Here is a 26,716-nt window from a genome sequence, read left to right as displayed (position 1 = left end):
CCCGACGGCTCCCCTCCCGCCCCACGGCTCGTCTCCTGCCCGGCACTCTCCGAGGCGGCTCGGCTAGCTCCACCCTCCGCGGGTCACTCTTTTGCACAGCCTCCGGGCTGGATCACGGTCCTGGAGCGATCGTGCTTCGGCGGGTTCTGCACCGCGGACCGCTGCGCTGATCGGTGGCTGACCAGCTGTGATCAGTTGATCTTCCCGAATGGGTGACCTGCGGAGGATGGGGCTAGCCTGGCCCACACGATGAACGACCGTATGACGACTGCGTGGGGTGCGCCGCTCCTGGCCCGCTTCCCCGAGGATCCCCGCGACCGGCTGCGCGCCTGGGACGCCTCCGACGAGTACCTGCTCGGGCATCTCGACCGGGAGGAGGTGCCGCTGGAAGGCACGGTCGTGGTCGTCGGGGACCGGTGGGGGGCGCTCGTCACCGCGCTCGCCGCCCACCGGCCGACGCAGATCACCGACTCCTGGCTGGGGCAGGAGGCGACCCGCGCGAACCTGGCACGCGCCGGGGTCGGGCCCGGTACGGTGCCGCTGCTCACCACGCAGGACCCGCCACCGGGCCGGATCGACGTGCTGCTGGTGCGGGTGCCCAAGAGCCTGGCGCTGCTGGAGGACCAACTGCTGCGGCTGGCGCCCGCGGTGCACGAGGGCACGGTCGTCGTCGGGACCGGCATGGTGAAGGAGATCCACAGCTCGACGCTGAACCTGTTCGAACGGATCATCGGCCCCACCCGGACCTCCCTCGCCGAGAAGAAGGCACGTCTGATCTTCTGCACCCCGGACCCGGCGCTGGTCCGTCCCGCCGGTCCCTGGCCGTACCGCTACCGGCTGCCCGACGGTATCGGCTCGATGTCCGGCCGGGCCGTCGTCAGCCACGCGGGGGTCTTCTGCGCGGACCGGCTCGACATCGGTACCCGGTTCTTCCTCCGGCATCTGCCACAGCCGCCGCCGGAGCGGCCGGGGCTTCGGGTGGTGGACCTCGGGTGCGGCAACGGCGTCGTCGGTACGGCGGTGGCACTGTCCGACCCGCGGGCCGAACTGCTGTTCGCGGACGAGTCGTTCCAGGCGGTGGCGTCCGCGCAGGCGACCTACCGGACCAACGGCGTACCAGGGCATGCCGAGTTCCGGGTTGGCGACGGTCTGACGGGCGTACCGGACTCCAGTGTCGACCTGGTGCTCAACAATCCGCCGTTCCACTCCCACCAGGCGACAAGCGACGCCACCGCCTGGCGCATGTTCACCGGCGCCCGGCGCGCCCTGCGGGCGGGTGGTGAGCTGTGGGTGGTCGGCAACCGGCATCTGGGTTACCACGTGAAGCTGCGACGGCTGTTCGGGAACAGCGAAGTGGTGGCGAGCGACCGGAAGTTCGTCGTACTGAAGGCCGTGAAGCGGTAAGCCGCCCTCCGTCCTGGGCCGTCGGCCCGGCCTCCGGGCCTGACCCGAACCGGCCGCGAAGTTCCCGGCCGGTTCGGGCTCAGGCCGGTTCAGTGGGCGGTGAGCGTTCCGATGACGGCCGCCACCGCGCGGGTCATCGCCTCACGGTCCGCGGTCCGGCAGCCGCGGGAGCCGACCGCTTCGGGGCGGGCGGCGAGGAAGCCGCGGATGGCTCCGGTCATGGCGGTGTTCGGCGCCGTGCCGATGTTCACCTTGGCGATGCCCGATCCGACGGCGGCGGTGGGTTCGGCGTCCGGGAGGCCGGAGGAGCCGTGCGGGACGAGGGGGACGTCCAGGGCGGTGGACAGGCGTCCGAGGAGGGCGTGGTCGAGGGTGGCGGTGCGGGTGGTCATCGCGTGTGTGGTGCCGACGGCGACGGCGAGCGCGTCCACGCCCGAGCCGGCGACGAAGGCGCGGGCCTGGTCGGGGTCGGTGCGGGCGCCTGGTGCGTGGGCGTCCAGCGGGGACCTGCCGCCTTTGCCGCCGATCTCTCCCAGTTCGGCCTCGATCCACAGACCCCGGGCGTGTGCCCAGTCGACGGCCGCCCGGGGCGCGGCGAGGTTCTCGGTGTACGGCAGCCGGGCCGCGTCGTACACGACGGAGCCGAAGCCTGCGTCCGGGCGGGCGGCGGTTGCGCGAGGGCGGTGCGCGCGTCCTCGACGACCGTGTCGCCGTGCAGGCGGAGGTGGGCGCGGAGCAGAGTGAGGGCAGTGGTGGCGAACCGGGTCTGCACGACAGAGCGTTCGTCCGCGTGGTCGAGCACGACGGTCTCGTCCGCCGCCGTCGTCACGGGAGTGTCCGGGTCGGCGGTGAGCGCGGTGGTGCGGGTGTCCCCTCGCGCCGGGCGAGGCGGTCGGGCTGACCGGCGGGACGACTACCACGGAGGTGGCGCGTGCGCTGGCGGTGCGCGGCGATCTCGTGTCCGGATCGCCCGCGCTGACCGTGGTGACGAACGCGCTCAACATCGCGTGCGAACTCGCCGTGCGACCGCAGTTCAAGATCGTGGTGACGGGCGGTGCCGCACGGGCCCAGTCGTACGAGCTGGTAGGGCCGCTCGCGGACGGCGTGCTGGGACAGATCACGCTCGACGTGGCGGTGCTGGGTGTCGTCGCCTTCGACGTCGCGCACGGGGGCGGCGGCACACGACGAGGCGGAGGCGGCGATCAACCGGCTGCTGTGCGAGCGGGCCGAGCGGGTGGTCGTGGCCGCCGACTCCAGCAAGCTGGGCCGACGTGCGTTCGCCCGGATCTGCCCGGCCGAGTCGGTGGACACCCTGGTGACGGACTCGGCGGTGGCTCCGGAGGCGGTGCACCGGTTCGAGGAGGCGGGACTGCGCGTCGTCGTGGCGTGAGCCGTGCGCCGCCGGCCGGGCCGCGCGGTGGCGCTGTCCGGCCGGCGGCGTGTGCGGCTCAGTGACCGTGACCGTCCCCGCCCCGGCCTCCGTGGTCGCCGGTACCGGAGTCCGGTGCGGGAGTGCCCGCCTCGACCGTGAACGCCGCGGTACGGACGACTCCGTCGTGTTTGAAGTCCAGGAACATCCGGTAGCTGCCCGCGCTGGGCGCCGTGGCCGTGAACGAGATCGCCGGACCGGGCTCGGTGCTGCCGTCGCCGGGTTCGCCGTTCGGGTGGACGTGCAGGTAGGCGAGGTCTCCGGAGCGCAGGGCGGCCAAGTGGCCGTAGGCACCGAGGTAGGGCTGGAGGTCGGTGACCGGTTTGCCGTCACGGGAGACGGTCAGGTCAAGCCCGCTCCCCCGGCCCGGCCGCAGCGCCCCCTCCAGGCGGACCTCGTAGCCGCCGGCCCGGGCCGTGTCACGAGGTTCGGGCAGGCGCTGCGGCCGGTAGGGGCCAGAAGCGGCGAGGTCCGCGCCGAGGGTGAGGTTCTCGGCATCCTTTCTCCCCGGGGTGAAGTCGGCGAAGACCCGGTAACCGCCGGCCCTCGGCAGGTCGACCGGGGTGCTCCAGGTGCCGTCGGCGGCGCGCGTGGGGTGCAGGTGACGGTAGGTGAGCAGGTCGCGCGAGGCCACGATGAGGTGCAGTTCCTTGTCGTGCTCGCGTTGGTAGTCGGTGACCGCCCGCCCGCTGTCGTCCCGGACGGCGAACCGCAGGTCCGCGCGTCGACCGGCCTCGACCGTCGGGGTCCTCAGGTCGAGGGTGTAGCCGTTCTCGGAGACCTGCAGGCCTCCCGCGGGGGCGGTCTCGTGCCCGTCACGACCGTCACCCTCGTGCGGTGCGGGCGAGGTGGGGGCGTGCCGCTCGTCGTGCGCGGAGACGGGTCCTCCGTCCTCGACGACCGGCTCAAGCCCCTGGCCGACGCCGTACGCCGCGCCGAAGGTCGCGGCCAGGGCTGCGGCGAATGCGGTGGTCTTCAGTCCGGTCTGCATGGCCGTCTCTCCTTGGAAACAACATCTCCGGCCCGGCTCCGGGTCGGTGTCCACACACCTCACCATACCCCTGGGGGGTACTTAGTCAAGGTCGGACGACCCTTGAATCACATACCTATGGGGGGTATACCTGAACTACAGGAGAGGATATACCCCCGGCCCGTACACTGCGGTCGGCCGTCGGGTTTGTCCGGCCGGCCCTCGTCACCAGGAGCACTCATGACCGTCCGTACAGCCGGCCCCGGGAACGAACCCGAGGCCACGTCCGCCGGGGGACCGGCCGAGAGCCGGGCCGAGGTACGGGTGGAGCTGGCCATCGGCGGGATGACCTGTGCCTCGTGCGCCGCGCGGATCGAGAAGAGGCTCAACCGGATGGACGGGGTCACCGCCACCGTCAACTACGCCACCGAGAAGGCCCGGGTGTCGCACGGAGAAGGCGTCACCGTGCGGGACCTGATCGCCACCGTCGAGGCCACCGGTTACACGGCGCAGGAGCCCGCGCCGCCCGCGCCGCCCGCGGCGGTCCAGGACACTCCGGCTCCGGCCGCGCCCGACGAGCTGCGGTCGCTGCGGGAGCGGCTGGTCACGGCCGTGGTGCTGTCGGTGCCCGTCGTGGCGATGGCGATGGCCCCGGCCCTGCAGTTCGAATACTGGCAGTGGCTGTCCCTGACGCTCGCGGCCCCGGTCGTGACGTACGCGGGGTGGCCCTTCCACCGGGCCGCGTTCACCAACGCGCGGCATGGTGCGGCCACTATGGACACACTGATCTCGGTCGGCACCTCGGCGGCGTTCCTGTGGTCACTGTGGGCACTCTTCTTCGGCACCGCGGGCACACCGGGCATGACGCACCCCTTCGAGCTGACCATCACCCGCTCGGACGGCGCCGGGAACATCTACCTGGAGGCCGCCGCGGGTGTCACCGCTTTCCTCCTGGCCGGGCGGTACTTCGAAGCGCGCGCCAAGCGGAAGGCGGGTGCGGCACTGCGGACGCTGCTGGAACTGGGCGCGAAGGACGTCACCGTGCTGCGCCCGGGCGGACGTGAAGAGACGCTTCCTGTGGGGGAGCTGACGGTCGGAGACCGTTTCCTGGTACGTCCCGGCGAGAAGATCGCGACCGACGGCACGGTCGTCGAGGGCACCTCGGCGGTGGACGCCTCCGTACTCACCGGCGAGTCCGTCCCGGTGGAGGTGGGCGCCGGGGACACCGTCACCGGCGCCACGCTGAACGCGGGCGGGCGTCTCGTCGTGGAGGCCACCCGGGTCGGCGCCGACACCCAGCTGGCCAGGATGGCACGGCTGGTGGAGGACGCGCAGAACGGGAAGGCATCGGCGCAGCGGCTTGCGGACCGGATCTCCGCGGTCTTCGTGCCGGTGGTGATCGCGCTGGCGCTGGGCACCCTGGGCTTCTGGCTGGGCAACGGAGCCGGACTCACCGCCGCCTTCACCGCTGCCGTCGCGGTACTGATCATCGCCTGCCCCTGCGCCCTCGGCCTCGCCACCCCGACCGCGCTCATGGTCGGCACCGGACGCGGCGCACAGCTCGGCATCCTCATCAAGGGCCCCGAGGTCCTGGAGTCCACCCGCCGCGTCGACACCGTCGTCCTCGACAAGACCGGCACGATCACCACCGGCCGGATGACCCTGCTGGCCGTGCACCCGGCCGCGGGCACCGACGAGGCCGAAGTACTTCGGCTGGCGGGCGCGTTGGAGCACTCCTCGGAACACCCCGTCGCCCGCGCCGTCGCCGACGGGGCACTGGAGAAGCTGGGCACCCTGCCGGCTCCCGAGGGCTTCACCAACGTGCCCGGACTCGGTGTCCAGGGAGTCGTGGACGGTCACGCGGTACTCGTCGGCCGGGAGCGGCTGCTGGCCCAGTGGGAGACGGAGCCGCCGGCGGACCTGGCGCGGGCCCGGGAGGCCGCCGAGGCGGCCGGGCGCACCGTCGTCCTGGTGGCCTGGGACGGTGAGGCGCGCGCGGTGCTGGAGATCGCCGACGCCGTGAAGGAGACCAGCCCCGAGGCGATACGCCGGCTGCGCGCGCTCGGTCTGCGGCCTGTTCTGCTGACCGGTGACAACGAGGCGGTGGCCCGGTCCGTCGCCCACGAGGTCGGGATCACGCCCGAGGACGTCTTCGCGCAGGTGCTGCCGCAGGACAAGGTGGATGTGGTCAAGCGCCTTCAGGCACAGGGCCGCTCGGTCGCGATGGTCGGTGACGGGGTCAACGACGCCGCCGCGCTGGCCCAGGCCGACCTCGGGCTGGCCATGGGGACCGGCACGGACGCGGCGATCGAGGCCGGTGACCTGACCCTCGTACGGGGCGACCTGCGGGCCGCCGCGGACGCGATCCGGCTCGCCCGCCGCACCCTCGGCACGATTCGGACCAATCTCTTCTGGGCCTTCGCCTACAACGTGGCCGCGTTGCCGCTGGCCGCGGCCGGCCTGCTCAACCCGATGATCGCGGGGGCGGCCATGGCCTTCTCGTCGGTCTTCGTGGTCGGCAACTCCCTCCGCCTGCGCACCTTCCGGGCGGGCTGACGGGGAGCGCCCGGTGAGTGCGGGGGAGGGCGGGCCTCCTCGGTCCAGGCCGGTGCGGCGCCTTGCCGGGCGTGGCGGGGGTAGAGGTGACGGGGGCACGCGAACGCACCGGGCGGACCACGCGTACCGTGGGCATCCGGTGATTCACGGTCCGCGGTGCGGGTGTGCCCGGCGGGCCCCGGACGCGCGGACCCTGCTCCACGACACCACCGCGGGAGAGACGAATGAGCGAGCCGACCACTACCGACCAGGGCGGGACCCTCCCGCTCACGACGCCGGTACCGCCTGCCGACGGAATCCGCCGGGTGGTGTCCACCGTCTTCAGTGATCTCCGGTCCGTCGACGGCGCCCTGTACGCGGCGGTGGCCGCCACTCCCACGCCCACCCTCGACCGGGCGCTGCGTCGCCTCTCGCACGCCGCCGACCACTCGAAGATCTCGTTCGCCCTCGCCGGTGCCCTGGCCCTGGGCGGGTCACGGTCGAGGCGTGCCGCGTTGGTCGGGGTCGGGGCGATAGCTGTGGCGTCGGCATCGGCCAACATCCTCGGCAAGCGCCTCGTCCGCAGGGACCGGCCGGACCGGGAGGCGGCCCGGGTGACCGTGGACCGGCACGTCCCGATGCCGACGTCGGCCTCCTTCCCGTCCGGGCACACCGCCTCGGCGGTCGCGTTCGCCACCGCCGTCGGTACGGTCCTGCCCGCCGCCTCCGTCCCGCTCGGCGCGCTGGCCGGTGCGGTCGGCTACTCGCGCATCCACACGGGTGTGCACTATCCGGGGGATGTCGCCGCCGGCGCGGTTCTCGGCATCGCCAGCGCGGCCACCGCCCTCGCCGTGGCATCGGCCCGCCTCCCCCACTCGTACGGGGGCTCGAGGCCGGCGCGGGGACAGTGACCGGCGTCCGTTCCGGGGGCCGCCCCCGGCCCGGCCGTTCACCGTCCCGCTGCTTCCCCCGTCTCCGTACGGCACCGTGACACCCGCCGGCGCGTACTCGTCCCGCCGTCCGCGGTGGTGACGGTGACGGCCTCGCCTCGGGGGCGGCCGGCGCGGAGGCCGTGGGCGGCGGGCGCAGCCTGCCCGGTCTCCCCGGCACGGGTACTCATGCGTACTCCTTCGGGGACCAGTCGGGATGGTCACCGTGCATGGCCGCGTGGAAGGGATCGCCGGCCACGATCTCACCGGCCCGCACCGGGTTGCCGGTGAAGGCGGACTTGTACAGGGCGGCGGCGAACTCGAGCGTTCCCCGGGCCTCTTGGCCGCTGCCCGGCGGCCGGACACCGGCGTCCCAGGCGTCGAGGAGGGCGCCGAGCTGGGCCGTGTGCGAACTGGGCACGTCGTGCGGCGGGGTACGCCAGGCGGCGGCTCGTTCGGCGGGGACGTGCCGCGCCGGGGTGTACGACCAGTCTTCGTTGCGGTGCCCGTACAGGTGGGTCAGCTCGACCGTGGCGTCGGCGCAGTCCACGCGGACGCGGCTCACCTCGTCCGGCGAGAGCACGCTGTTGACGACGGTGGCGAGGGCGCCGCCCCGGAATCGGACCAGGGCGGTGGAGACGTCCTCGCTCTCGATGTCGTGGACGAGCCGGCCCGCCATGGCCCGTATCTCCTCCCACGGGCCGAGGAGATGGAGCAGCAGGTCGTACTGGTGAATGCCCTGCCCCATCGTCGGGCCTCCTCCCTCGGTGGCCCACCGCCCCCGCCAGGGGACGGCGTAGTACGCGGCGTCCCGGTGCCAGGTGGTCTGGCAGTGCGCCACCAACGGGGCGCCAAGGGCACCGCTCGCGATCAGTTCCCGGGCGTGGACGGAGCCCGAACCGTAACGGTGCTGGAAGATCACGGAGGCGTACGCGCCCGACGCGTCCTCCGCCGCCGCGATCTCGTCGTACTCGGCGAGCGACAGGCACAACGGCTTCTCGCACAGCACCCGGGCTCCGGCCCGGAGCGAGGCCACCGTCTGCTCCCGGTGCAGCGACGGCGGCGTTCCGATCAGCACGAGGTCCGGGCGTACGGCGTCCAGCATCGCGTCCACCGAGGCGTACCCGGCGACCTGCCCGCCGGCCAGTTCACAAAAGGCGTCGAGCCTGCCCGGGTCCACGTCGACGGCGGCCACGAGTTCGGTGCGGTCGGCGTGGGCCCGCAGCGCCGGCAGGTGGCCGTCGGCGACGACGGCGCCGGTGCCGACGACGGCGACGCGGCGGACGGGGGACAGGGACATCGGCACTCCTTCGGACGGTCGGCGGGCACGGGGTGCCGACGGACTCCCGGTCCCGGGAGCCCTCGTCGGACACAGCAGGCAGAAAGCGCTTGCTCCCGCTGGTCGACCCTAGGTCCGGGCTCGAACGGGTACAACCCCGTGTCGTGAGCGAGTTCACCCCGTACGAGGTTCGCCGGGGACGCCCGCCCGTACCTCTACGCCCGCGCCCCGGCAGTGCCAGGAGCCGGTAGCGGCGTTCCGGCCGCCCTGCCGCCCCGTACCGCAGGGAGGCCTCGGCCCTGCCCACGGGGTGGAAGTGCTCCAGGCAACGGCGGGCGCTGGCCCTGGAGACGCCGGTGGGGGCGGCGCACTCGGTGGCCGACAGCATGCCGTCGGCCTCGCGCAGGGTGCGCTCGACAAGTTCGGCGGTCTCCACGCTCATGCCCTTGGGAAGTGCCGGCGCGGTCGCCGCCACTGGCGTCGTCACTCCGGCCAGGACCCGGTCGACGTCGGCCTGGCCCCGTACGACCGCGCCGAGCAGCAGTCCGCGCCGGACGGCGTACCGCTCCAGCCGGGCCCGCAGGTCCTCGGACTCGAACGGCTTCAGCAGGTAGTCGACGCCCCCCTGCCGGACCGCACCGCGTACCGTGTCCGCCTCCTGCGCGGCGCTGATGACCATCACGTCGCAGTCGTGGCCGGCGCTGCGCAGCCGGGGAATCACGTCGAGGCCGAACAGGTCCGGCAGATACAGGTCGAGCAGGACCAGATCGGGACGGAGGCCGTCCACCGCGACGACCGCCTGCTCGCCGGTGCTGGCGACGCCGACGACCCCGAACCTCGACGCGTTCGACGAAGGCACGGCGCACCCGGGCCACCATGAAGTCGTCGTCGATCACGAGCACGTCGATCGCGTCGGTACGCGCGGACCCTGCGTGCTCACCGTGTGTGCTGGTCATCGGTCGGCTCCTTCCGCCACCACGACGGGCAGCAACCCCAGTCCGTCGGCGTTCACCCTCAACGGATCCGTGTGCACCGTGGCCTGACGAACGCGCTGCCCGGAAGGGTGTCCTTCTCCCCTTCCGGGCAGCGCTCCATTCGGAGTCTGGCCGGGCCGACCAGGCCGTACACGTCAGACCAGGTGGGCGAAGACCACCAGATTCTCGGTGTAGTCCTTGGCCTTGCGGTCGTACTCCCCGGCACAGGTGATGAGCCGCACCTGGGCATCGTCCGTGTCGGCGTAGACGCGCTCGTCGGGGAAGTCGTCCTTGGCGAACGACTCCACGTGGTCGACCATGAACTCCGCCTCACGCCCGTCGGCCCGCTTCACCTCGAAGCGGTCGCCCTTCTCGAGTTCGGAGAGCCGGGCGAACACCGCGGCCGAGGTCTTCGTGTCCACGTGTCCGGCGATGATCGATGTTCCGCGCTCCCCCGGGGACGCTCCGTCGGCGAACCAGCCGACCAGGTTGGTGTCGTCCGGGGGTGGCGCGTCGAGTTGACCCGAAGCGCCGATGGCCAGATCAGTGAAAGGTGCGTCGACGTTGATGCCGGGGATGCGCAACCGGGTCGGGGCGGACCGAGACAGATGCGCGCCAGCCGGCTGAGGCGCGGCGGAACGGCTTGGCTCAGGACGCGTGGCAGTGGCGGAGGCAGAAGGAGAAGCGGTGGCGGAAGCAGTGGCAGTGGCGGAGACCGCGGGAGGGGCGTGCGTGCCGAGGGCGTCGACAGGGGGGCCCTCCCTGCCGCCGAGCAGGCTCACCGCCAGCACCAGGGTTGCCGTACCCCAGAAGATCGCCGTCATGACGGCGCGCAGCTTCCGCCGCGCCGGGGCCGGATCGGTGTGGACGGAGGAAGGGGGGCGGGCTGCCATCGGGGACCACCTCATTCGGACACGGCAGCGGAAACAGGAGTCGAAAGGGCGAGCGGGGCCGCCGTACACGCGACGCGTGTACGGCGGCCCCGGCTGCTATGGTGCCGGGCATGGCTCAGGCCGCGCTTCCGGACGCCTTCTTGCGCCGCAGCGCGTAGGCGCCGGCGCCGAGAACCGCCAGCGCGGCCAGGCTGCCGCCGGAGACACCCGGGTCGGAGAGCCCGCCACCGCCGGTGTGCACACCACCGCTCGGCTTCTCGTGCTCCCAGTCCTTCTTGCCCTCGTACCCGTCCTTGTCCTCGTCCTTCGACTCCTCCTTGTCGTGCTTGCCGCTCCAGCCGTCCTCACTCACCGCAGCCAGGGCGCCACCACCCGCGTGCACACCACCGCTGGGCTTGCCGTGCCCCCAGTCCTCCTTCTCGTCCTCGTCCTTGCCCTTGCCCTCACACTTGTCCTCGCCCTTCGACTCCTCCTTCGACTCCTCCTTGTCGCGCTCGCCACTCCAGCCGTCCTCACTCACCGCAGCCAGGGCGCCACCACCCGCGTGCACACCACCGCTGGGCTTGCCGTGCCCCCAGTCCTTCTTCTCGTCCTCGTCCTTGCCCTCGTACTTGCCCTCGTACTTGTCCTCGCCCTTCGACTCCTCCTTCGACTCCTCCTTATCGCGCTCGCCACTCCAGCCGCCCTCGCTCACCGCAGCCAGGGCGCCACCACCCGCGTGCACACCACCGCTGGGCTTGCCGTGCCCCCAGTCCTTCTTCTCGTCCTCGTCCTTGTCCTTGTCCTTGTCCTTGTCCTCGTCCTTGCCCTCGTACTTGTCCTCGCCCTTCGACTCCTCCTTCGACTCCTCCTTGTCGCGCTCGCCACTCCAGCCGCCCTCGCTCACGGCGACCAGGGCGCCACCACCCGTGTGGATTCCGCCGTGCGGCTTGTCGTGGCTACTGTCCTTGTCGTGCTCCTTGCTGTAGGAAGACTTGTCGTGCTCCCCGTCGTCCATCGAGACGGAGAAGGCTGTAGGCGCCGAGACCACGAGGGCCGCGGTGGCCGTCGCGGTGGCGAGCAGCATGCGGGCAGAGCGCATCCGAATGTCCTTCCGTCGGCGACCCCGGCTGCTGACCCCACGTCAGCACATGGACCTGGCCCCGACGTGATCTACCGTCAGCCATGGATCTGACTCCCACCATTCGAGGCGTTCACACGGGTTACAGAGCCACTCCCACGGCGGTATCGACGCCTTCTCCGGTACCGCCGCGGGCCGAACCCGCCCCCGGAAGCGGAACCCTCTGCCGACGCTCCGCGTCTGGGTAAGCGGAAAGGTGGGGTCATCCTCACCGGCGGAGCGGCGGACCGACTGGCGTCGCTCGACGCCGCACGCACGATGCCATTGGAGGCGCGCATGGCCATGGTCGGCCTGTTCTGGATCACCGAGGACTCCGTGTATCTGGGGGCCGAGCCGGAGGGGAACGCCTCGGGGGTGCGGCTCACCAAGGACGGTGTCGAGCTGCTGGGCCGCGAGCGGACGGGATTCCGGACCTGGGGTGAGGTGCACGGCATCGAGGTCGCCGACGTCGCCGTCCGGCGGGCGGTGCGGCGGCACGCCTCCCTCGCGTTCGACGTGGTGAGCGGCATGCTGGGCCAGGGGCCCGGGTATCCGCCCTCTTTCACCGTCCATGTGACGACTGACCACAAAACGGTCACAGCAAGCCCTTTCACGGCTATCACGGGTGGGATCTACGGGCCGACGGAGTACGAGCTCTCGCTCACCCTCCTGCGGCGGCTCGTGGACGGTGGCGGCACCGGCCTCGACGACCTCCTCACCTGGCGCCGCGACCACGCCACCGCAGCCACCCCGGGCCGCGAGGAGCGCGAGCTGCTGCTCCTGAAGTGGGTCGGCGATCAGGGCAGGCGCTGACGTGGGCCACGACCGGTGGGCCGGTGAGGGGCGTCGCCGGCGGACCACGACCGGCAGCTCCACAACCGACGGCTCCATGACCGGCCCCCTTGCCTGCCCCTGCCCTGCCCCGGAGAGCCACTTAGCCTTATTTTGTGCCACCAATAAACAAACTCCGCTCGCACAGTGTCGTACCATGCTCCGACCTCGCCCGCCTCCGCCTCGCCCTGACCCTCTTCTTCGCCCTCGACGGCTTCATCTTCGCGAGCTGGGTCGTGCGTATTCCCGCCATCAAGGAGCAGACCGGCGCCTCCGCGAGCGGGCTGGGGCTCGTCCTGCTCGGGGTCTCCGCCGGGGCCGTCGCCACGATGGTCTTCACCGGACGGCTGTGCCGCCGCTACGGCAGCCATCCCGTCACCGTGGTCTGCGCGGTCCTGCTCTGCCTCAGTGTCGGTCTGCCGCCGCTCACCTACTCCGCGCTCGCGCTCGGCGCCGTGCTCCTGGTGTTCGGCGCGGCCTACGGCGGTATCAATGTCGCCTTCAACAGCGCGGCCGTCGATCTGGTGGCCGTGCTGCGGCGCCCCGTCATGCCGAGCTTCCACGCCGCGTTCAGCCTGGGCGGCATGACCGGCGCGGGGCTGGGCGCTCTGGTCGCCGGTTCCCTCTCGCCCACGCGGCACCTGTGGGGGCTAACGGCGATCGGCCTGGTGGTGACCGCCGTCGCGGGACGGACACTCATGCGGATCGAGCCGCCGACTCCCGCGGACCACGGTCCGGGCCGGGGCAAGGGCACCGGGCGGACCGAGCGGGGCGGCTCGCACCCGCTGGACGGCCGTACGCACATGCTGGTGATCGTCTTCGGTCCGATCGCGCTCTGCACCGCGTACGGCGAGGGGGCCTTGGCCGACTGGGGCGCGCTGCATCTGGAGGAGGACCTCGGCGCCTCGCCGGGCATCGCGGCCCTCGGCTACTCCTGCTTCGCGCTCGCCATGACGGCCGGGCGGCTCACCGGTACGACACTGCTCGAGCGGCTGGGCAGGACCCGGACCCTGGTCGCGGGCGGTACCACCGCGACCGCCGGGATGCTGCTCGGTGCGCTCGCGCCCTCGTTGGAGGGGGCCCTGCCCTGCTCGGCTACGCGGTCACCGGCAGCGGCCTCGCCAACCTCTTCCCCGTGGCCATCGAACGCGCGGGCTCACTCACCGGTCCGAGCGGTGTCGCCACGGCGTCCACCCTGGGATACGGCGGCATGCTCCTCGGCCCGCCGGCGATCGGGTTCATGGCGGACTGGTTCAGCCTTCCCACCGCTCTGACCAGCGTGGCGGTACTCGCGGCGGTGGCCACGGTGATCGGGTTCGCGACCCGCAGGCGGACCCAGCCTGACCTCTGGCCAAGGAGTGGCCCGACGCACATCCACTCCACCGGCCGCGGCCGCGTACGGCACACTTCCCCCCCGTGGACGTCTCCTGGTTCGTAGGGATCCTGGACGAAGAGGGCCGGCTGCTGGCCGACGCCGCCGAGAAGGCCGGCCCGGACGCCGAGGTGCCGACCCGCCCAGAATGGCGGGTAGGCGACCTGGTCCGGCACACCGGCGTGGTGCACCGGTGGGCCGCCGCCCAATGTCGCCGACGGGCATGTCAGGCCCCGTCCGGTGGGCGACCCTCCCGAACTGGACGGCGCCGATCTCATGGCCGGGTACCGCGAAGGTCCATTACGGGCTGGTCGACACCCTGTCGGGTGCGGCTCCCGACGTGGAGTCCTTCACCTTTCTGCCCGGACCGGCCTCGGCCCTGGCCTTCTGGACCCGCCGTCAGGCGCACGAGACGGCGGTGCACCGGTTCGACGCGGAGGCGGCGCGCGGCGGCACCCCGGCGCCGGTCTCCACGGACTTCGCGGTGGACGGCATCGACGAACTGCTGCGCGGCTTCCAGGCCCGTCCCATGAGCCGGGTCCGTACCGCAATACCGCGCGTCCTGCGAGTGCGGGTGACGGATGCCAACGCGGTGTGGACCGTAGGGCTGTCCCCGGAGCCGCCCGTGACCACACGGGACACGGCCGGGGACGCCGAATGCGAACTGTCCGGTCCGGCCGAGCAGTTGTACCTCGCGTTGTGGAACCGCCTGCCGATGCCGGCCGTGTCGGGCGACCCTGCCCTCGCCACGCTCTGGCAGGACACGTCCGCCGTGGTCATGGCTTCCCCTCCCCGGGAGCCCCGGGTCAGTCGCGCGTGAGCATCCGGGTCAGCACCGCGCGCTGCACCGGCAGTACCTCGTAGTGCAGCGCGCGCCCCTTCTCCGTCAGCGAGACCCGCACGCCCCTCCGGTCCTCCGCGCACAGGCCCCGTTCGGCAAGTCCTTCCCGCTCCAGGCGGGCGATCAGTCGGGACAGCGCACTCTGGCTCAGGTGGACCTGCTCGGCGATCTCCTGGACGCGGTAGGAACAGCCGTGCAGCGCGCCCGCGAGGATGTCGAGGACTTCGAAGTCACTTCCGCACAGGCCGTGTTCGTGCAGTGCACGGTCGAGTTCGCACTGCGTGCGCGCATGCAGGGCCAGGATGTCCCGCCACTGCCGCACGAGCGCCTGTTCGACCTGCTTCGCCGCCATGGCCGCACCGTAGCAGGCACGCCGCCCACGCCACGTACGCGCTTGGGGCTCCTTGTCCGCCCGGACCCAGGACTGCTTGACTTCAGGAAGGTCAAGCAGGTTACGTGAGCGGGGAGTCACGGGTGCGGCGGAATCAGGCCGAACGGGATGCGATCACCGTCGAGATCGGCTACGCGCTGTGCAGCGCGGCGTTCGCCGCTGCGGTCGTCTTCGGCGCCGCGGCGGGTCCGGCGCTGCTCTTCACCCTCCCCGATGCCGTCGAAGGACTGCTGCTCGGTGCCGGGGCGGTGCTTGCGCCGGTCTTCTTCCTCGTTCGGGCGCTCAGTGTGCTGATGCGGTGCCGGGCGCCGGGGCAGCCGGGCCGGCCCGGTCGGGCCAGGCCCGGCTCATAGGCCGGAACGACCAGTCGGGCACGGGCGCCGGTTTGGCCATGGCGCGGCCGACGTGGGTTTTGACGGTGAGCGGGCTGCCGGCCTGCGGCGGGCACTCTCCTCATTGGCCGGGCCGATACCGAGCAGCGCCACCGGCGACGGCCGGTTCCGCGGCTCCCCGGCCGGTTCCGCCACCGCCACGACGGCCACCGGTGCAGCGGATGGGCGAGCTGCAGATGCCCTGCCCTGAGTGTTCCCATCGCCGCCCGCGCCGCAGGGTGGTGGCTGGTGACGACCGCACTGAAGCAGGCCACCGCCACCGTCAGGACACCGGTCCCCTACGCAACCGGTGCCCGGACGGATTCGACGGAGTGGGCCCCGGCTCCTCCGACGAGGAACTGCTCGGCATCGCCCCCGACCACCCGGTCTTCCGGACCACGGTCACGAACTGGCGGACGGGCCCCCGGCCTCGGACGCTCCACCGGCCACTGTTGTGTCCCCGGCCTCGGACCCGCCTCCGGGCCTGTCCCCGGCACCGGAGCCGCCGCCCGCGGGACGCCGGTCCAGCGCGGTCATGGCGCGGTGGGCCAGCGGATGGGTGCGGACCAGCTCGCCGAGGGTCGTCGACCCGCGGGTGATGTCCCGGAAGGCGTTCCAGGCCGGCCGGAAGCCGGTGAGGACGGCGTGGACCACCCCCGGGCGCCGCTCGAACGCGGCCAGCATCCGCTTGCCCACGCTCATTTCGGTACCGAGTCCCGCCTTGACCGCGAAGGCGTAGTTCAGCGCCTGCCGACGGGTGTCCACGGCGTCGTGCGCCCCGGCGATGCGCACCGCCCACTCCCCCGCCAGCCGGCCCGAACGCAGCGCGAACGAGATGCCCTCACGGGTCCACGGTTCCAGCAGCCCGGCTGCGTCCCCACACACAAGCACCCGTCCTCGCGACAGCGGCGAGTCGTCCGCCCGGCACCGGGTCAGGTGGCCTGAGGAGATGCTCGGTTCGAAGCCGGCGAGACCGAGTCGCCCGATGAAGTCCTCCAAGTACCGCTTGGTCGCGGCGCCTTCACCACGCCGGGAGATCACGCCGACGGTGAGTGTGTCGCCCTTGGGGAAAACCCAGCCGTAACTTCCGGGCATCGGGCCCCAGTCGATGAGCACCCGCCCCTTCCAGTCCTCGGCGACGGTGTCCGGCACCGGGATCTCCGCCTCCAGACCCAGGTCTACCTGGTCCACCTTGACCCCGACGTGTGCTCCTATGCGGCCGGCGCTGCCGTCCGCGCCGACCACGGCCCGTGCGAGCACGGTCCCGCCGTCCTGCAGGACAAGCGCGACCGTGCGGCGGTCCGGTACGGCCGAACCGTGCTGCTCGACCCGCTGCACGGCGGCGCCGGTGCGCACCTCGGCGCCGGCCTTCTGCGCGTGTTCCACGAGCTGGTGGTCGAACTCGGGCCGGTTGATCAGCCCGAACAGCATCTGCCGGGACCGGCGGGTACGGGTGAAGCGGCCGTTGTTCGAGAACGTCACCGTATGCACCCGGTCCTTCAGCGGCAGCTCGAAGCCGGGCGGCAGACAGTCGCGCGAGGGGCCGATGATGCCGCCACCGCACGTTTTGTAACGCGGCAGTTCCGCCTTCTCCAGCAACAGCACGCGCCGTCCCGCGACCGCTGCCGCGTAGGCGGCCGAGGCCCCCGCGGGTCCCGCGCCCACCACCACGACGTCCCATACCTGCCGCGCGTCGTCCGCCGAAGAGTTCTCGCTGCTCACGATGGTCTACTGCTCCCGATCCAGCCGCCTGCCTCCCCCCAGCTCCCGGCTTCAATCAAGCTAGGGGGTGCCCCCATCTGTCCACCGCATACTACGGCGACGATCACTCGAGGCCGCTGTGGGAGGATCGTGCGGCATGGGTGCCCCGTACACCGGACCTCACCCGTGCTCCACGATCGACTCGCCCACGAAGTACGCACCCGTACAACGTCGCACCCACAAGGAGCGTGCCCATGCCGTCGAATCCGGTCGCCGTGACCGTCGCCTCACTGATGCCCAGGGCGAAGGAGGAGCTCGCCGAACTGGTGGCCTTCCGGTCGGTGGCGGACTTCGACCAGTTCCCGCGCAGCGAGAGCGAGGGCGCCGCACGCTGGGTGGCCGACGCGCTCACGGCCGAGGGGTTCCAGGACGTGGCCCTCCTCGACACCCCGGACGGCACGCAGTCGGTGTACGGCTACCTCCCCGGCCCCGAGGGTGCCAGGACGGTGCTCCTGTACGCCCACTACGACGTGCAGCCGCCGCTGGACGAGGCAGGCTGGGACACACCGCCGTTCGAGCTGACCGAGCGGAACGGCCGCTGGTACGGGCGTGGGGCCGCCGACTGCAAGGGCGGTGTGATCATGCACCTGCTGGCGCTGCGCGCGCTCAGGGCCGACGGCGGCATTCCCGTCAACGTCAAGGTAATCGCCGAGGGGTCCGAGGAGCAGGGCACCGGCGGCCTGGAACGGTACGCCGAGCAGCACCCCGAACTGCTGGCAGCCGACACCGTCGTCATCGGCGACAGCGGCAACTTCCGCGCCGGTCTGCCGACGGTGACCGCCACCCTGCGCGGCATGACGCTCGTACGGCTGCGCGTCGACACCCTCGAAGGCAACCTGCACTCGGGCCAGTTCGGAGGCGCCGCACCCGACGCCCTGGCCGCCCTGGTCCGTGTCCTGGACTCGCTGCGCGCAGAGGACGGCAGCACCACCGTCGACGGACTGACCGGCGACAGTACCTGGGAGGGGCTGCAGTACGACGACGAGCAGTTCCGCAGGGACGCCAAGGTCCTCGACGGCGTGGGGCTGATCGGTTCCGGCACGGTCGCCGACCGTATCTGGGCCCGCCCGGCCGTCACCGTCCTCGGTATCGACTGCCCGCCGGTCGTCGGCGCGACCCCGTCCGTGCAGGCGAGCGCCCGCGCGCTGATCAGCCTGCGCGTACCACCGGGTGTCGACACGGTCGAGGCGACCAAGCTGCTCCAGGCACACCTGGAGGCTCACACGCCGTGGGGCGCGCGGGTGAGTACCGAGCACGTCGGACAGGGGCAGGCGTTCCGCGCCGACACCAGCAGCCCGGCCTACCGGGCCATGGCCGACGCGATGGCGGTCGCGTACCCGGGCCGGGAGATGAGCTGTGCGGGGCAGGGCGGCTCCATCCCGCTGTGCAACACCCTCGCGGCCCTCTACCCGCAGGCGGAGATCCTGCTCATCGGTCTGAGCGAGCCGGAGGCCCGGATCCACGCGGTGAACGAAAGCGTCTCGCCCGACGAACTGGAGCGGCTGTCGGTCACGGAGGCGCTGTTCCTGCGCAACTACGCGTCCGCGGCCGGGCCCACGGGGTGATTTCACCCGCGCGGCCCGGCTGCGGGACAGTGTGCGAGGTCCGGTCGGGTTCCGGACGTCAGCCGACCGGTACCCCGGCTTCCAGATACATCGCCTTCCCGCGTTCCCGTGCCCGCAGGGCGCGGCGGAACCGTTCGTAGCGGACCGGGGGCAGCATGTCGGCGGCCTCCGTCTCGGAGACGAAACGCCAGTCGCGTAGTTCGGGGCCGGGCAGCAGCAGCCGTGCGGCATCGGCGGCGGCGAGGCGTCCGCCGTCGAAGAGCAGACGCAGGCCGCCGTAGGCGGGTGGTGCGGGCGGTTCCCAGTCGACGACGAGCAGGGCCGGCACGTCGTCGAGTCGGATGCCGGTCTCCTCGGCGACTTCGCGGACACCCGCGCGCGCGGGTGCCTCACCGGGTTCGACGACTCCGCCGGGGAACTCCCAGCCCGGCTTGTACGTCGGGTCGACGAGCAGCACTCTGTCGCGCTCGTCGAAGAGGAGGACACCGGCGGCGACGGTCTCGGCGGTCGGCTCGGGCGTCTGCACGATGTCGCAGGCGGGCACCTCACCGCTGCCGACCGCCTCGGCGATCCGGACGGCGGTGTCGTACGGGCTCAGCGAGCCGGTGCCGACGGGGTAGGCGTCGGCGGTGAGCCAGGAGGCCAGAGCGGCTTTGTACCGCTCGATGTGGTCGTAGGACCACTGCCGGATCCGTATCTCGCCGTCCGGGAGGTCCGGCGGAACCTCCCGGCCCGCTATTCGCTCACGCAGGATCGTTTCCGCCGGAGCGAGGAGGACATGCCGGACCGGAATCCGGCGGGCCGCGAGGCCGCCGAAGATCTCGTCACGGTACTCCTGTCTCAGCAGTGTCATGGGGACGACCAGGGTCCCGCCGAGATCGGCGAGCATCGCCGCCGCCGTGTCGATCACCAGGCGGCGCCAGATGGGAAGGTCCTGGAAGTCGCCGACCTCGGCGAGGTGTTTGGGCGGAAGCAGTTGACTGAGCGCCCCGCCGATGACCTCGGGGTCGAAGAGCGCGCTGTTCGGGATCAGTTCGATCAGTTCCCGCGCGGTCGTGGTCTTCCCCGCACCGAACGCACCGTTGATCCAGACGACAATCACTAGTACTCCAGGGTGGGAAGGCCGCTGACCAGCGGCGGAGCGAATTTCGCCGGTTCGTCTGGAAGAGGTATGGGAAATGAGGGTGTCCACAGCCCGGCTCCCACCACCTCCTTCTCCCAGACTCCCTGGAGATACCCAACGATCCACTCTTCCATCGCGATCGTCACCTCGCTGTACGTACCCTCCACACCGGGCAGCTCATGCCGGCTGGTAACCGCATAGACGGTGGCGATGGCGACCTTGCCGGTCTTGCGGTCGGTGCGATGGCGCTTCATCTGGACCGCCTGGCAGGCGCCGGGGAAGAGCAAGTTGCTGACCGGTGGCGACCTTGATCCGGCGGATCTCGGAGTGGCCGTGGCCGCTGCCCCGGGTGCAATCACGTCTGTGTTCGACCACTACGACCGGCTCTGGCCTCGCGTCGAGAGCTGGTCACGGCCCGCCCCGGCGTCTGCTGGCCGGATAGACCGTGGCGCCCTTGAGTCCTCGGTGTTTTCCCGGCTGTTGGAGAGGTATGCGAGGTGCGGTACGTCTCCCCAGGGCTGGCGGCCGAGGCGGCCGTCCGTGCCGGAAAGGGTCTGCTTGGCGTAAAGGAGTTGCGACTGCTCCTTCTGCGGTTCAAGGGATCCAGCGTCGCCGCTCAGGCAACAGCCGCTGCCCGGGCAGTGGTCAGCGCGAGACCCGGGCTCGCCACGTCGGTGCTTCACTCACAAGCTCCCGGCTCCCGGCTCCCCACGAGAGGCTTCGCGGCTGCCTGGGTTCAGCTCGAGTTGGTCGTAACCTCCAAGTCGCGTAGGCGATGACGATGAGAAGGAGTACCCGGTTGCCTGCTCCTCGGTGATTGGCTCCCGACGGAGTTCGGCCTTCTCGATGGAGTCGCCGGCGCGAGGCCTCAAGCCGCCGTGCTCCCGGTTCCGGTGCTTGCCCTGTTCCGATTGGGCGTCGTCGACGGTTTCGTGGACGTCCCCCTCGCCGTCGCAGCCCCGGCCCGCTGCACTCCAGCCGCCCAGCCAAACCCACAGGCCAGACAGCGAAAGCCGGCTGCGGCCCTAGTAGGGCTTTGTTAGGTACCCCAACTGCCGTTCTGTGTGTAGCCTGTGATCTTGTGCCAGGTGTGACACCTGAGGAGATAGACGAGGTCCGTCCGTGCCTGGAGGCGTTCGCGGCCGAGATGCTCGGCTCGCTCGCGCGGCGGGATCAGCGGGCCAAGGGCGAGTTGTATGCGCGGGCTGATGCTGGACGGCAAACGCAAGCCGATGCAGCCGACGGCCGAGCGCCTGGGCGTGGACCACCAGCAGCTGCAGCAGTTCATATCCTCCTCCACCTGGGACTACGTCGAGGTGCGGCGGCGGGTGGCCCGGTGGGCGGCGGCGCATATCGCCCCGGAGGCGTATGCGATCGACGACACCGGCTTCCCCAAGGACGGCTACGACTCTCCCGGGGTGGCCCGGATGTATTGCGGTGCCTTGGGCAAACGCGGCAACTGCCAGACGGGCGTGAGTGTCAGCCTGGTCAGCGACCACGCCTCGACCGCCGTCAACTGGCGGCTGTTCATCCCGGACAGCTGGGACGATGCCGCCACAGCGGACGACAGGCTCCTGGCCGAGGCGATCCGCCGACGCCGCCGACGCGCAGGCATCCCCGGCCAGGTCCGCCACAGGCAGAAGTGGCGCCAGGCGCTTGAGATGCTCGACGAAGTCCGCGACCAGTGGGAACTGCCCGACCTCCCGGTGGTCGCTGATGCCGGATACGGCGACGCCACCGGTTTCCGTCTGGGCCCGACCGAGCGCGATCTGGTCTACGCGGTCGCCGTCAAGGGCACCACGACCGCCCACCCGGGCGACGCGCGGCCCGAGCGACCGCCCCGCAGCGGCCGGGGCCGTCCGCCCCGGCCCGCATACCCGATACCGCACAGCACCCTGCGCGCCCCCGTCCCGGCCGCCGGGCGGAGCGCCGCCCGCACCGTCACCTGGCGACAGGACACCAGGACCGGCCCGCGCAACCCGCGAGCCGGCATGCGCTCGCGCTTCGTGGCCCTGCGCGTACGCCCGGCCAACCGCGACATCCCCCGCGCCGCCGACGGCTCACTGCCCGAGTGCCGGCTGCCGGCCGAATGGCCCGGCGCCGCCGAGCCCACCGACTACTGGCTGTCCACCCTGCCCGCCGACACCCCGCTGCGTGAACTGGTCCGCATCGCCAAGATCCGCTGGCGCCTCGAGCACGACTACCGTGAGCTCAAGGACGGCCTTGGGCTGGACCACTCCGAAGGCCGCAGCTACCTCGGCTGGCACCGGCACATGACCCTGGCCACCCTCGCTCAGGCTTTCTGCACCATGCTCAGGCTCGACCCGAAAGTCCTTGCGCCGGCCTGACCCTCTACACGGTCCTCCGCAAGTTACAGAAGATCCTGGCCACCTGGACCGGCGCCTGCTCGATATGCGGCCAACCCGCCCCCACACCCGAACCCCACCAAAGGACCTGACAAAGCCCTACTAGGTTTCGGAGCGAATAGAAGCAGGTAGGACGCCGACCTGGCCTTATGTCGACGCGACCGTTGATCCGGACGATCACGGTTCCCCTTCTTCTGTTGGTCCCCTGCGGCTTGCCCGTTCCACCCTGCCACGGAAACCAGCCCCAGTTGAGTACGCACACCGACGGCGCCGGTGCCCCTTGGGGGGGACCGGCGCCGTGGGCGGTTTCGCGATGTGGTCCGTCAGGCCTTGGTCTCCCGGTCGCCGTCGGCCATGGCGGCGAGGGCGTCGTCGGTGACGGCGTCGTCGGTGACGGCGTGGTCGAGGGTGCTGAGTGCGTCACCGGCGGGGAGGCTGTCGAGGCCCTCACCGAGCGCGTGCGACGGGGTGACCGCCGCGACGACGAATCCGGTGGCGAGGGAGGCGATGGCGAGCATGCTGCGCTTCTTCATGTCGGGTTCAACGGCAGAAGCCGCCCGGGGTCACGCACGGACGCACAGGAACGTACGGACGCCCACGGCGGTACGAACTCGTACGGCACAGCGTGAACGTTCCTGCGGGCATCCGTGTCCCGGCCCGGATCAGACGCCTGCCGCCGGGGCCGTCCGCCGGGTCAGGGCCGCCGCCGCGGCGCCCACCAGCCCGGCGTCGGTGCCCATCCGCGCCGGCGCCACCACGAGACGCTGGACGAACGACAGCGTCGCGTACTCGGTCAGGGCCTGGCGCAGGGGGGTGAAGAGGACCTCTCCCGCCTTGCCCACTCCCCCGCCGACCACGGCGATGTCGATCTCGGCCAGCGTCGCGGTGGCCGCGATTCCGGCGGCCAGCGCCCGCGCGGCCCGCGCGAACGACGCCACGGCCACCGGGTCCCCGGCACGGGCCGCGGCGGCCACCGCGGCGGCGGAGGTGTCGCCCTCCGGTCCGGGGAGCCAGCCGTCCGCCAGGGCCCGGCGGGCGATGTTGGGCCCGCTCGCGATGCGCTCCACGCAGCCGCGCGAGCCGCACGGGCACGGATCGCCGTCGAGATCCACGCTGATGTGGCCGATGTGCCCCGCGTTGCCGGTCGGCCCGGGGTGCAGCCTGCCGCCCAGCACGAGTCCGCCGCCGACCCCGGTCGAGACGACCATACACAGCGCGTTGTCGTGACCGCGGGCGGCGCCCTGCCAGTGTTCGGCGGCCGTGATCGCCACGCCGTCGCCGATCAGTTCCACGGGCAGGCCACCGGTGGCGGCCCGGACTCCGGCGACCAGCGGGTAGTCACGCCAGCCGGGCACGTTCACCGGGCTCACCGTGCCGGTGGAGGCGTCCACCGGGCCCGCGCTGCCGATGCCGACGGCGCTCGTGTGCCCCCACAGCGGGGACGCGGTGAGCTCGCCCAGCACCACTTCGACCGCTCGCATCACGGTGTCGCCGTCCTCCTTGGCGGGCGTCGGCCGCTGGGCGCGGACCAGTATCCGGCCCTGTCCGTCCACCAGCGCGCCGGCGATTTTGGTACCGCCGATGTCGAGCGCTGCCACGAGGTCGGTGTACATCAGTGTCGGTTCTCCCCGTCAACCATGAGAAAGGCGCTGAAGCAGCCCATGCGCGGCCATGAACCGAGACACGGGGGCGAGCCGCACCCCGATGTCGCGACCACTCGCGGGCCGGGGCGTGCGGTGGACAGTGTCCCTGAGCCTGACAACGTTGTCCAGGCTCTATGCTCGACGCCACATCCTCATACACCCCCGTGGCTCCACGCAGCGCGTGGTCTATAGGACAGGACACCGTACCGTGCCGGAGACGCCCCGCCGCACCCACCGCCTCCCAGGGTCCCGTTACGGCAGCCGCCCGACCATGAAGGACGTGGCGGCCCGGGCCGGCGTCGGCCTGAAGACCGTCTCACGGGTGGTCAACGGCGAACCCGGGGTCACGCCGGAGACGGAGCGCCGGGTGCAGGAGTCCATCGCGGCACTCGGTTTCCGCCGGAACGACAGCGCGCGGGTGCTGCGCAAGGGCCGTACCGCCAGTGTGGGTCTGGTCCTGGAAGATCTCGCGGACCCGTTCTACGGTCCGCTGAGCAGGGCGGTCGAGGAGGTCGCCCGCGCGCACGGCGCACTGCTGATCAACGGTTCCAGCGCGGAGGACGCCGACCGCGAGCAGGAGCTGGTGCTGGCGCTGTGCGCCCGCCGGGTGGACGGACTGGTGGTGATCCCGGCCGGTGACGACCACCGGTATCTCGAGCCGGAGCTCAAGGCGGGCGTCGCCACGGTCTTCGTGGACCGGCCGGCCGGCCGGATAGACGCCGACGTCGTCGTGTCGGACAACTACGGCGGCGCCCGGGACGGCGTGGCCCACCTGATCGCCCACGGGCACCGCAGGATCGGTTTCATCGGTGACATGCCCGGCATCCACACCGCGTCCGAGCGGCTGCGCGGCTACCGCGCAGCCATGGAGGACGCGGGCATACCGGTGGCGGACGCCTGGATATCCCTGGGGGTCACCGCCCCCGGGCGGGTGCGCCGGGCCACCGAGGAGATGCTGTCCCGCCCGGAGCCGGTCACGGCGGTCTTCACGGGCAACAACCGGGTGACGGTCACCGTGATCCGGGTCCTGAGCGAGCAGTCCCGCCCGGTCGCGCTCGTCGGCTTCGACGACATCGAGCTCGCCGATCTGCTCCGGCCGGGGCTCACCGTCGTCGCCCAGGACTCCGCCGCCCTCGGCCGGACCGCGGCCGAGCGCCTCTTCCGTCAGCTGGACGGCACCCTGCTCTCCCCCGAGCGGATCGAGCTGCCGACCAAGCTGATCACGCGCGGCTCGGGCGAGCTGCCCCCGGCAGACTGAGCACCCTCGTCCGCCGGGAACCGCGCGGGGCGGCCGGACGTTCGAGGAGGAGCCACCGGTGAGGGTGTCGGCTGCGGAGCGGTACACACGGCTGGGCGGTCGGGAAATCCCGGCACCGGCACTGCGTCGCCGACGCCCCTCATCCGGGCCCTCCCGTCGGGTCGCCCGGGCGCGGGGACGCGAAGCCCTCCAGGTCTGCGCGGGTCAGGCCCGTCGCCCGTGCCACTTCGGCGTGGTCCAGGGCACCGCAGTCCAAGCCGCGCAGCAGGTGGCCGGCCAGCGCCTTGGCGGTGGCCGGCTCGTCCATGACGTCGCCCGAGGTCCGGGCTGCGTACCGGGCGAGCCGGGCTGCGACCCGGCCGAAGCTCTCGCGGTAGAAGGCGAAGACCGCCGCGTAACGCGTGGGCAGATGCCCGGGATGCATGTCCCAGCCCTGGTAGTAGGCGCGGGCCAGGGCCCGGCGGGTGAGGCCGTGGTGCAGCCGCCATGCGGCGTGGACCTGTGCGGTCGGACCGACGGGCAGGACGTTGGTGGAACCGTCCGACACACGTACGCCGGTGCCCGCGGCGGCGACCTGCATGACGGCCTTGGCGTGATCGGCTGCCGGGTGGTCACTGGCCTGGTGGGCGGCGGAGACCCCGAGGCAGGCGCTGTAGTCGAAGGTGCCGTAGTGCAGCCCTGTGGCCCGGCCCTCGGCGGCCTGGATCATCCGGGCGACGGTGGCGGTGCCGTCGGCGGCGAGGACGGCCTGGCTGGTCTCGATCTGGATCTCGAAGCCGATCCGGCCCGGTTCCAGCCCACGCGCCTCCTCGAAGGCGTCGAGGAGCCGCACCATGGCGGTGACCTGCTCGGTGTACGTGACCTTGGGAAGCGTCAGCACCAGCCCGTCGGGCAACGGGCCGGCCTCGGCCAGGCCGGTGAGGAAGATGTCGAGGGTGCGGATGCCCCGGTCGCGCACCGCGGCCTCCATGCACTTCATCCGGATGCCCGTGTACGGGGCCGCCGTGCCCTCCCGGTACGCCTCGGCGATCAGCCGCGCGGCGCGGGCGGCGGTCTCGTCCTCCTCGGCGTCGGGACGGTTGCCGTAACCGTCCTCGAAGTCGACGCGCAGGTCCTCCACGGGTTCGCGCTCCAGCTTGGCACGGACGCGCCCGTACACGTCCTCGGCCACTGCGGGGGCCATCCCGACGGCGGCGGCGAACGAGACGGCGTCCGGAGCGTGTTCGTCCAGGGCGGCCAGGGCCTGGTCGCCCCAGGAGCGGAGAGTGCCGGCGGTGAAGGCGTCACCGGGAACGTAGACGGTGTGGACGGGCTGGCGGGTGCCGGGGTCTCCGGGGTAGCGGCGCTCCAGCTCGGCGTCGACCGGCGCCAGGGAGGTGCTGATCTCCGCGCCGACGGTGCCCGCGATACTCGTCGCCACCCGCTCCTGCCGGCCCTGGCTCATTCCGTGCCCTCCAGATCCTTGGTGCCTCGTGGCACACCCGTCCCGCCCTTTCCGCAATGCGAAATCATCAATCCGTTGAATGAAGTTATCGGGCGGCCTTCGCGCAGGTCAACACCGTCTTGCCTCCCTCTTGCGCCCCGATCCACTCCGCCATCTCGGCATGTTCACGCCTATCTGGCACCGTCTGACACGGAATCACGCACCGCCCGGCACCGCCCCGCGCACCGACGCACGCCCG

20 protein-coding genes and 6 pseudogenes are annotated in these 26,716 nt (G+C 71.9%); 11 read left to right on the top strand and 15 right to left on the bottom strand.

Annotation, left to right across the window (positions count from 1 at the left end):
* Positions 1–261 precede the first annotated feature (261 nt).
* Complete coding sequence (locus tag HUV60_RS31070; RefSeq protein ID WP_257853364.1) at positions 262–1,404, top strand: methyltransferase; 1,143 nt, start codon at positions 262–264, stop codon at positions 1,402–1,404.
* An 89-nt stretch (positions 1,405–1,493) separates the two neighbouring features.
* Here the strand turns inward: HUV60_RS31070 and HUV60_RS31065 are convergent.
* Positions 1,494–2,063: pseudogene (locus HUV60_RS31065) on the bottom strand (class II fructose-bisphosphate aldolase); the annotation flags it as partial.
* Between the two features lie 2 nt (positions 2,064–2,065).
* Positions 2,066–2,281: pseudogene (locus HUV60_RS31060) on the bottom strand (sugar isomerase); the annotation flags it as partial.
* Here HUV60_RS31060 and HUV60_RS31055 point away from each other — a divergent pair.
* A pseudogene (locus HUV60_RS31055) lies at positions 2,278–2,794 on the top strand (DeoR/GlpR family DNA-binding transcription regulator); the annotation flags it as partial. The pseudogenes HUV60_RS31060 and HUV60_RS31055 sit on opposite strands and share 4 nt — an antisense overlap.
* Positions 2,795–2,852: 58 nt before the next feature.
* Here the strand turns inward: HUV60_RS31055 and HUV60_RS31050 are convergent.
* Entirely contained in the window at positions 2,853–3,824 is a 972-nt protein-coding gene (locus HUV60_RS31050) for a hypothetical protein (RefSeq protein WP_257853363.1), read from the bottom strand.
* A 219-nt stretch (positions 3,825–4,043) separates the two neighbouring features.
* Here HUV60_RS31050 and HUV60_RS31045 point away from each other — a divergent pair, with 219 nt between their 5' ends.
* Both HUV60_RS31045 and HUV60_RS31040 read left to right on the top strand, forming a co-directional pair.
* Positions 4,044–6,359, top strand: coding sequence for a heavy metal translocating P-type ATPase (locus HUV60_RS31045; RefSeq protein WP_257853361.1), 2,316 nt, complete (start codon positions 4,044–4,046; stop codon positions 6,357–6,359).
* Between the two features lie 224 nt (positions 6,360–6,583).
* Positions 6,584–7,249, top strand: a complete 666-nt coding sequence (locus HUV60_RS31040) for a phosphatase PAP2 family protein (protein ID WP_257853359.1) — start codon at positions 6,584–6,586, stop codon at positions 7,247–7,249.
* A gap of 38 nt (positions 7,250–7,287) precedes the next feature.
* On the opposite strand, the gene HUV60_RS31035 is transcribed toward HUV60_RS31040, so the two are convergent.
* The 5 genes and pseudogenes from HUV60_RS31035 to HUV60_RS31015 form a co-directional block, all read right to left on the bottom strand.
* Entirely contained in the window at positions 7,288–7,458 is a 171-nt protein-coding gene (locus HUV60_RS31035; RefSeq protein ID WP_257853358.1) for a hypothetical protein, read from the bottom strand.
* On the bottom strand, positions 7,455–8,567 hold the full coding sequence (locus HUV60_RS31030) for a Gfo/Idh/MocA family protein (RefSeq protein ID WP_257853355.1): 1,113 nt from the start codon (positions 8,565–8,567) through the stop codon (positions 7,455–7,457). The genes HUV60_RS31035 and HUV60_RS31030 overlap by 4 nt, the downstream gene beginning before the upstream one ends.
* Before the next feature lie 196 nt (positions 8,568–8,763).
* Positions 8,764–9,502, bottom strand: a pseudogene (locus tag HUV60_RS31025) (response regulator); the annotation flags it as partial.
* A 173-nt stretch (positions 9,503–9,675) separates the two neighbouring features.
* Positions 9,676–10,413, bottom strand: coding sequence for a class F sortase (locus HUV60_RS31020; RefSeq protein WP_443047459.1), 738 nt, complete (start codon positions 10,411–10,413; stop codon positions 9,676–9,678).
* A 115-nt stretch (positions 10,414–10,528) separates the two neighbouring features.
* On the bottom strand, positions 10,529–11,494 hold the full coding sequence (locus HUV60_RS31015; protein WP_257853354.1) for a hypothetical protein: 966 nt from the start codon (positions 11,492–11,494) through the stop codon (positions 10,529–10,531).
* Between the two features lie 315 nt (positions 11,495–11,809).
* Between HUV60_RS31015 and HUV60_RS31010 the strand changes: the two genes are divergently transcribed.
* The 3 genes and pseudogenes from HUV60_RS31010 (at position 11,810) to HUV60_RS31000 (ending at position 14,535) form a co-directional block, all read left to right on the top strand.
* Complete coding sequence (locus HUV60_RS31010; protein WP_257853353.1) at positions 11,810–12,325, top strand: hypothetical protein; 516 nt, start codon at positions 11,810–11,812, stop codon at positions 12,323–12,325.
* 134 nt (positions 12,326–12,459) lie between these two features.
* Complete coding sequence (locus HUV60_RS31005) at positions 12,460–13,617, top strand: MFS transporter (protein WP_443047458.1); 1,158 nt, start codon at positions 12,460–12,462, stop codon at positions 13,615–13,617.
* Positions 13,618–13,759: 142 nt separating this feature from the next.
* Positions 13,760–14,535, top strand: a pseudogene (locus tag HUV60_RS31000) (maleylpyruvate isomerase family mycothiol-dependent enzyme).
* Here HUV60_RS31000 and HUV60_RS30995 read toward each other — a convergent pair.
* Positions 14,522–14,908 (bottom strand): MarR family winged helix-turn-helix transcriptional regulator, encoded by a 387-nt coding sequence (locus HUV60_RS30995; RefSeq protein WP_257853352.1) that lies wholly within the window; start codon positions 14,906–14,908, stop codon positions 14,522–14,524. The pseudogene HUV60_RS31000 and the gene HUV60_RS30995 sit on opposite strands and share 14 nt — an antisense overlap.
* 122 nt (positions 14,909–15,030) lie before the next feature.
* On the opposite strand from HUV60_RS30995, the gene HUV60_RS30990 reads away from it, so the two are divergent.
* Positions 15,031–15,300, top strand: a complete 270-nt coding sequence (locus tag HUV60_RS30990) for a DUF6332 family protein (protein ID WP_257853351.1) — start codon at positions 15,031–15,033, stop codon at positions 15,298–15,300.
* 420 nt (positions 15,301–15,720) lie between these two features.
* Here the strand turns inward: HUV60_RS30990 and HUV60_RS30975 are convergent, their stop codons facing one another.
* Positions 15,721–17,040 carry a geranylgeranyl reductase family protein gene (locus HUV60_RS30975; protein WP_257853350.1) on the bottom strand — a complete coding sequence of 440 codons (1,320 nt, stop codon included), beginning with the start codon at positions 17,038–17,040 and terminating at the stop codon, positions 15,721–15,723.
* A 233-nt stretch (positions 17,041–17,273) separates the two neighbouring features.
* Here HUV60_RS30975 and HUV60_RS30970 point away from each other — a divergent pair, with 233 nt between their 5' ends.
* Positions 17,274–18,644 carry a dipeptidase gene (locus HUV60_RS30970; protein ID WP_257853349.1) on the top strand — a complete coding sequence of 457 codons (1,371 nt, stop codon included), beginning with the start codon at positions 17,274–17,276 and terminating at the stop codon, positions 18,642–18,644.
* 58 nt (positions 18,645–18,702) lie between these two features.
* On the opposite strand, the gene HUV60_RS30965 is transcribed toward HUV60_RS30970, so the two are convergent.
* Complete coding sequence (locus HUV60_RS30965; RefSeq protein ID WP_257853347.1) at positions 18,703–19,746, bottom strand: NUDIX hydrolase; 1,044 nt, start codon at positions 19,744–19,746, stop codon at positions 18,703–18,705.
* Positions 19,746–20,021: a hypothetical protein gene (locus HUV60_RS30960; RefSeq protein ID WP_257853345.1), complete on the bottom strand. Its 276-nt coding sequence runs from the start codon at positions 20,019–20,021 to the stop codon at positions 19,746–19,748. Before HUV60_RS30960 ends, HUV60_RS30965 begins: the two co-directional genes overlap by 1 nt.
* 836 nt (positions 20,022–20,857) lie before the next feature.
* Here HUV60_RS30960 and HUV60_RS30955 point away from each other — a divergent pair.
* Positions 20,858–22,115 (top strand): annotated as a pseudogene (locus HUV60_RS30955) (IS701 family transposase).
* A 341-nt stretch (positions 22,116–22,456) separates the two neighbouring features.
* On the opposite strand, the gene HUV60_RS30950 reads toward HUV60_RS30955, so the two are convergent.
* Positions 22,457–22,666, bottom strand: coding sequence for a hypothetical protein (locus tag HUV60_RS30950; RefSeq protein WP_257853343.1), 210 nt, complete (start codon positions 22,664–22,666; stop codon positions 22,457–22,459).
* A 129-nt stretch (positions 22,667–22,795) separates the two neighbouring features.
* Positions 22,796–23,746: an ROK family protein gene (locus HUV60_RS30945; RefSeq protein ID WP_257853342.1), complete on the bottom strand. Its 951-nt coding sequence runs from the start codon at positions 23,744–23,746 to the stop codon at positions 22,796–22,798.
* 238 nt (positions 23,747–23,984) lie between these two features.
* Here HUV60_RS30945 and HUV60_RS30940 point away from each other — a divergent pair, with 238 nt between their 5' ends.
* Entirely contained in the window at positions 23,985–25,034 is a 1,050-nt protein-coding gene (locus HUV60_RS30940) for a LacI family DNA-binding transcriptional regulator (RefSeq protein WP_257853341.1), read from the top strand.
* A gap of 139 nt (positions 25,035–25,173) precedes the next feature.
* Here HUV60_RS30940 and HUV60_RS30935 read toward each other — a convergent pair whose 3' ends face one another.
* Positions 25,174–26,478 carry an HpcH/HpaI aldolase/citrate lyase family protein gene (locus HUV60_RS30935; RefSeq protein ID WP_257853340.1) on the bottom strand — a complete coding sequence of 435 codons (1,305 nt, stop codon included), beginning with the start codon at positions 26,476–26,478 and terminating at the stop codon, positions 25,174–25,176.
* Between the last annotated feature and the right edge of the window lie 238 nt (positions 26,479–26,716).

The organism is Streptomyces sp. KMM 9044 (assembly GCF_024701375.2).
Classification (GTDB): Bacteria; Actinomycetota; Actinomycetes; order Streptomycetales; family Streptomycetaceae; genus Streptomyces.
The sequence above is the reverse complement of the archived record's forward strand: the minus strand, read 5'-3'. Positions and strand labels throughout refer to the sequence as shown.

Bases quoted from the DNA above. Each gene is read 5' to 3' on its own strand.
- HUV60_RS30960 (WP_257853345.1), bottom strand. From the start codon at position 20,021: ATGAAGCGCCATCGCACCGACCGCAAGACCGGCAAGGTCGCCATCGCC.
- HUV60_RS31045 (WP_257853361.1), top strand. From the start codon at position 4,044: ATGACCGTCCGTACAGCCGGCCCCGGGAACGAACCCGAGGCCACGTCC.
- HUV60_RS31050 (WP_257853363.1), bottom strand. From the start codon at position 3,824: ATGCAGACCGGACTGAAGACCACCGCATTCGCCGCAGCCCTGGCCGCG.
- HUV60_RS30935 (WP_257853340.1), bottom strand. From the start codon at position 26,478: ATGAGCCAGGGCCGGCAGGAGCGGGTGGCGACGAGTATCGCGGGCACC.
- HUV60_RS30945 (WP_257853342.1), bottom strand. From the start codon at position 23,746: ATGTACACCGACCTCGTGGCAGCGCTCGACATCGGCGGTACCAAAATC.
- HUV60_RS31020 (WP_443047459.1), bottom strand. From the start codon at position 10,413: ATGGCAGCCCGCCCCCCTTCCTCCGTCCACACCGATCCGGCCCCGGCG.
- HUV60_RS31035 (WP_257853358.1), bottom strand. From the start codon at position 7,458: ATGAGTACCCGTGCCGGGGAGACCGGGCAGGCTGCGCCCGCCGCCCAC.
- HUV60_RS31040 (WP_257853359.1), top strand. From the start codon at position 6,584: ATGAGCGAGCCGACCACTACCGACCAGGGCGGGACCCTCCCGCTCACG.
- HUV60_RS31010 (WP_257853353.1), top strand. From the start codon at position 11,810: ATGGCCATGGTCGGCCTGTTCTGGATCACCGAGGACTCCGTGTATCTG.
- HUV60_RS30970 (WP_257853349.1), top strand. From the start codon at position 17,274: ATGCCGTCGAATCCGGTCGCCGTGACCGTCGCCTCACTGATGCCCAGG.
- HUV60_RS30950 (WP_257853343.1), bottom strand. From the start codon at position 22,666: ATGAAGAAGCGCAGCATGCTCGCCATCGCCTCCCTCGCCACCGGATTC.
- HUV60_RS31015 (WP_257853354.1), bottom strand. From the start codon at position 11,494: ATGCGCTCTGCCCGCATGCTGCTCGCCACCGCGACGGCCACCGCGGCC.
- HUV60_RS31030 (WP_257853355.1), bottom strand. From the start codon at position 8,567: ATGTCCCTGTCCCCCGTCCGCCGCGTCGCCGTCGTCGGCACCGGCGCC.
- HUV60_RS31070 (WP_257853364.1), top strand. From the start codon at position 262: ATGACGACTGCGTGGGGTGCGCCGCTCCTGGCCCGCTTCCCCGAGGAT.
- HUV60_RS30995 (WP_257853352.1), bottom strand. From the start codon at position 14,908: ATGGCGGCGAAGCAGGTCGAACAGGCGCTCGTGCGGCAGTGGCGGGAC.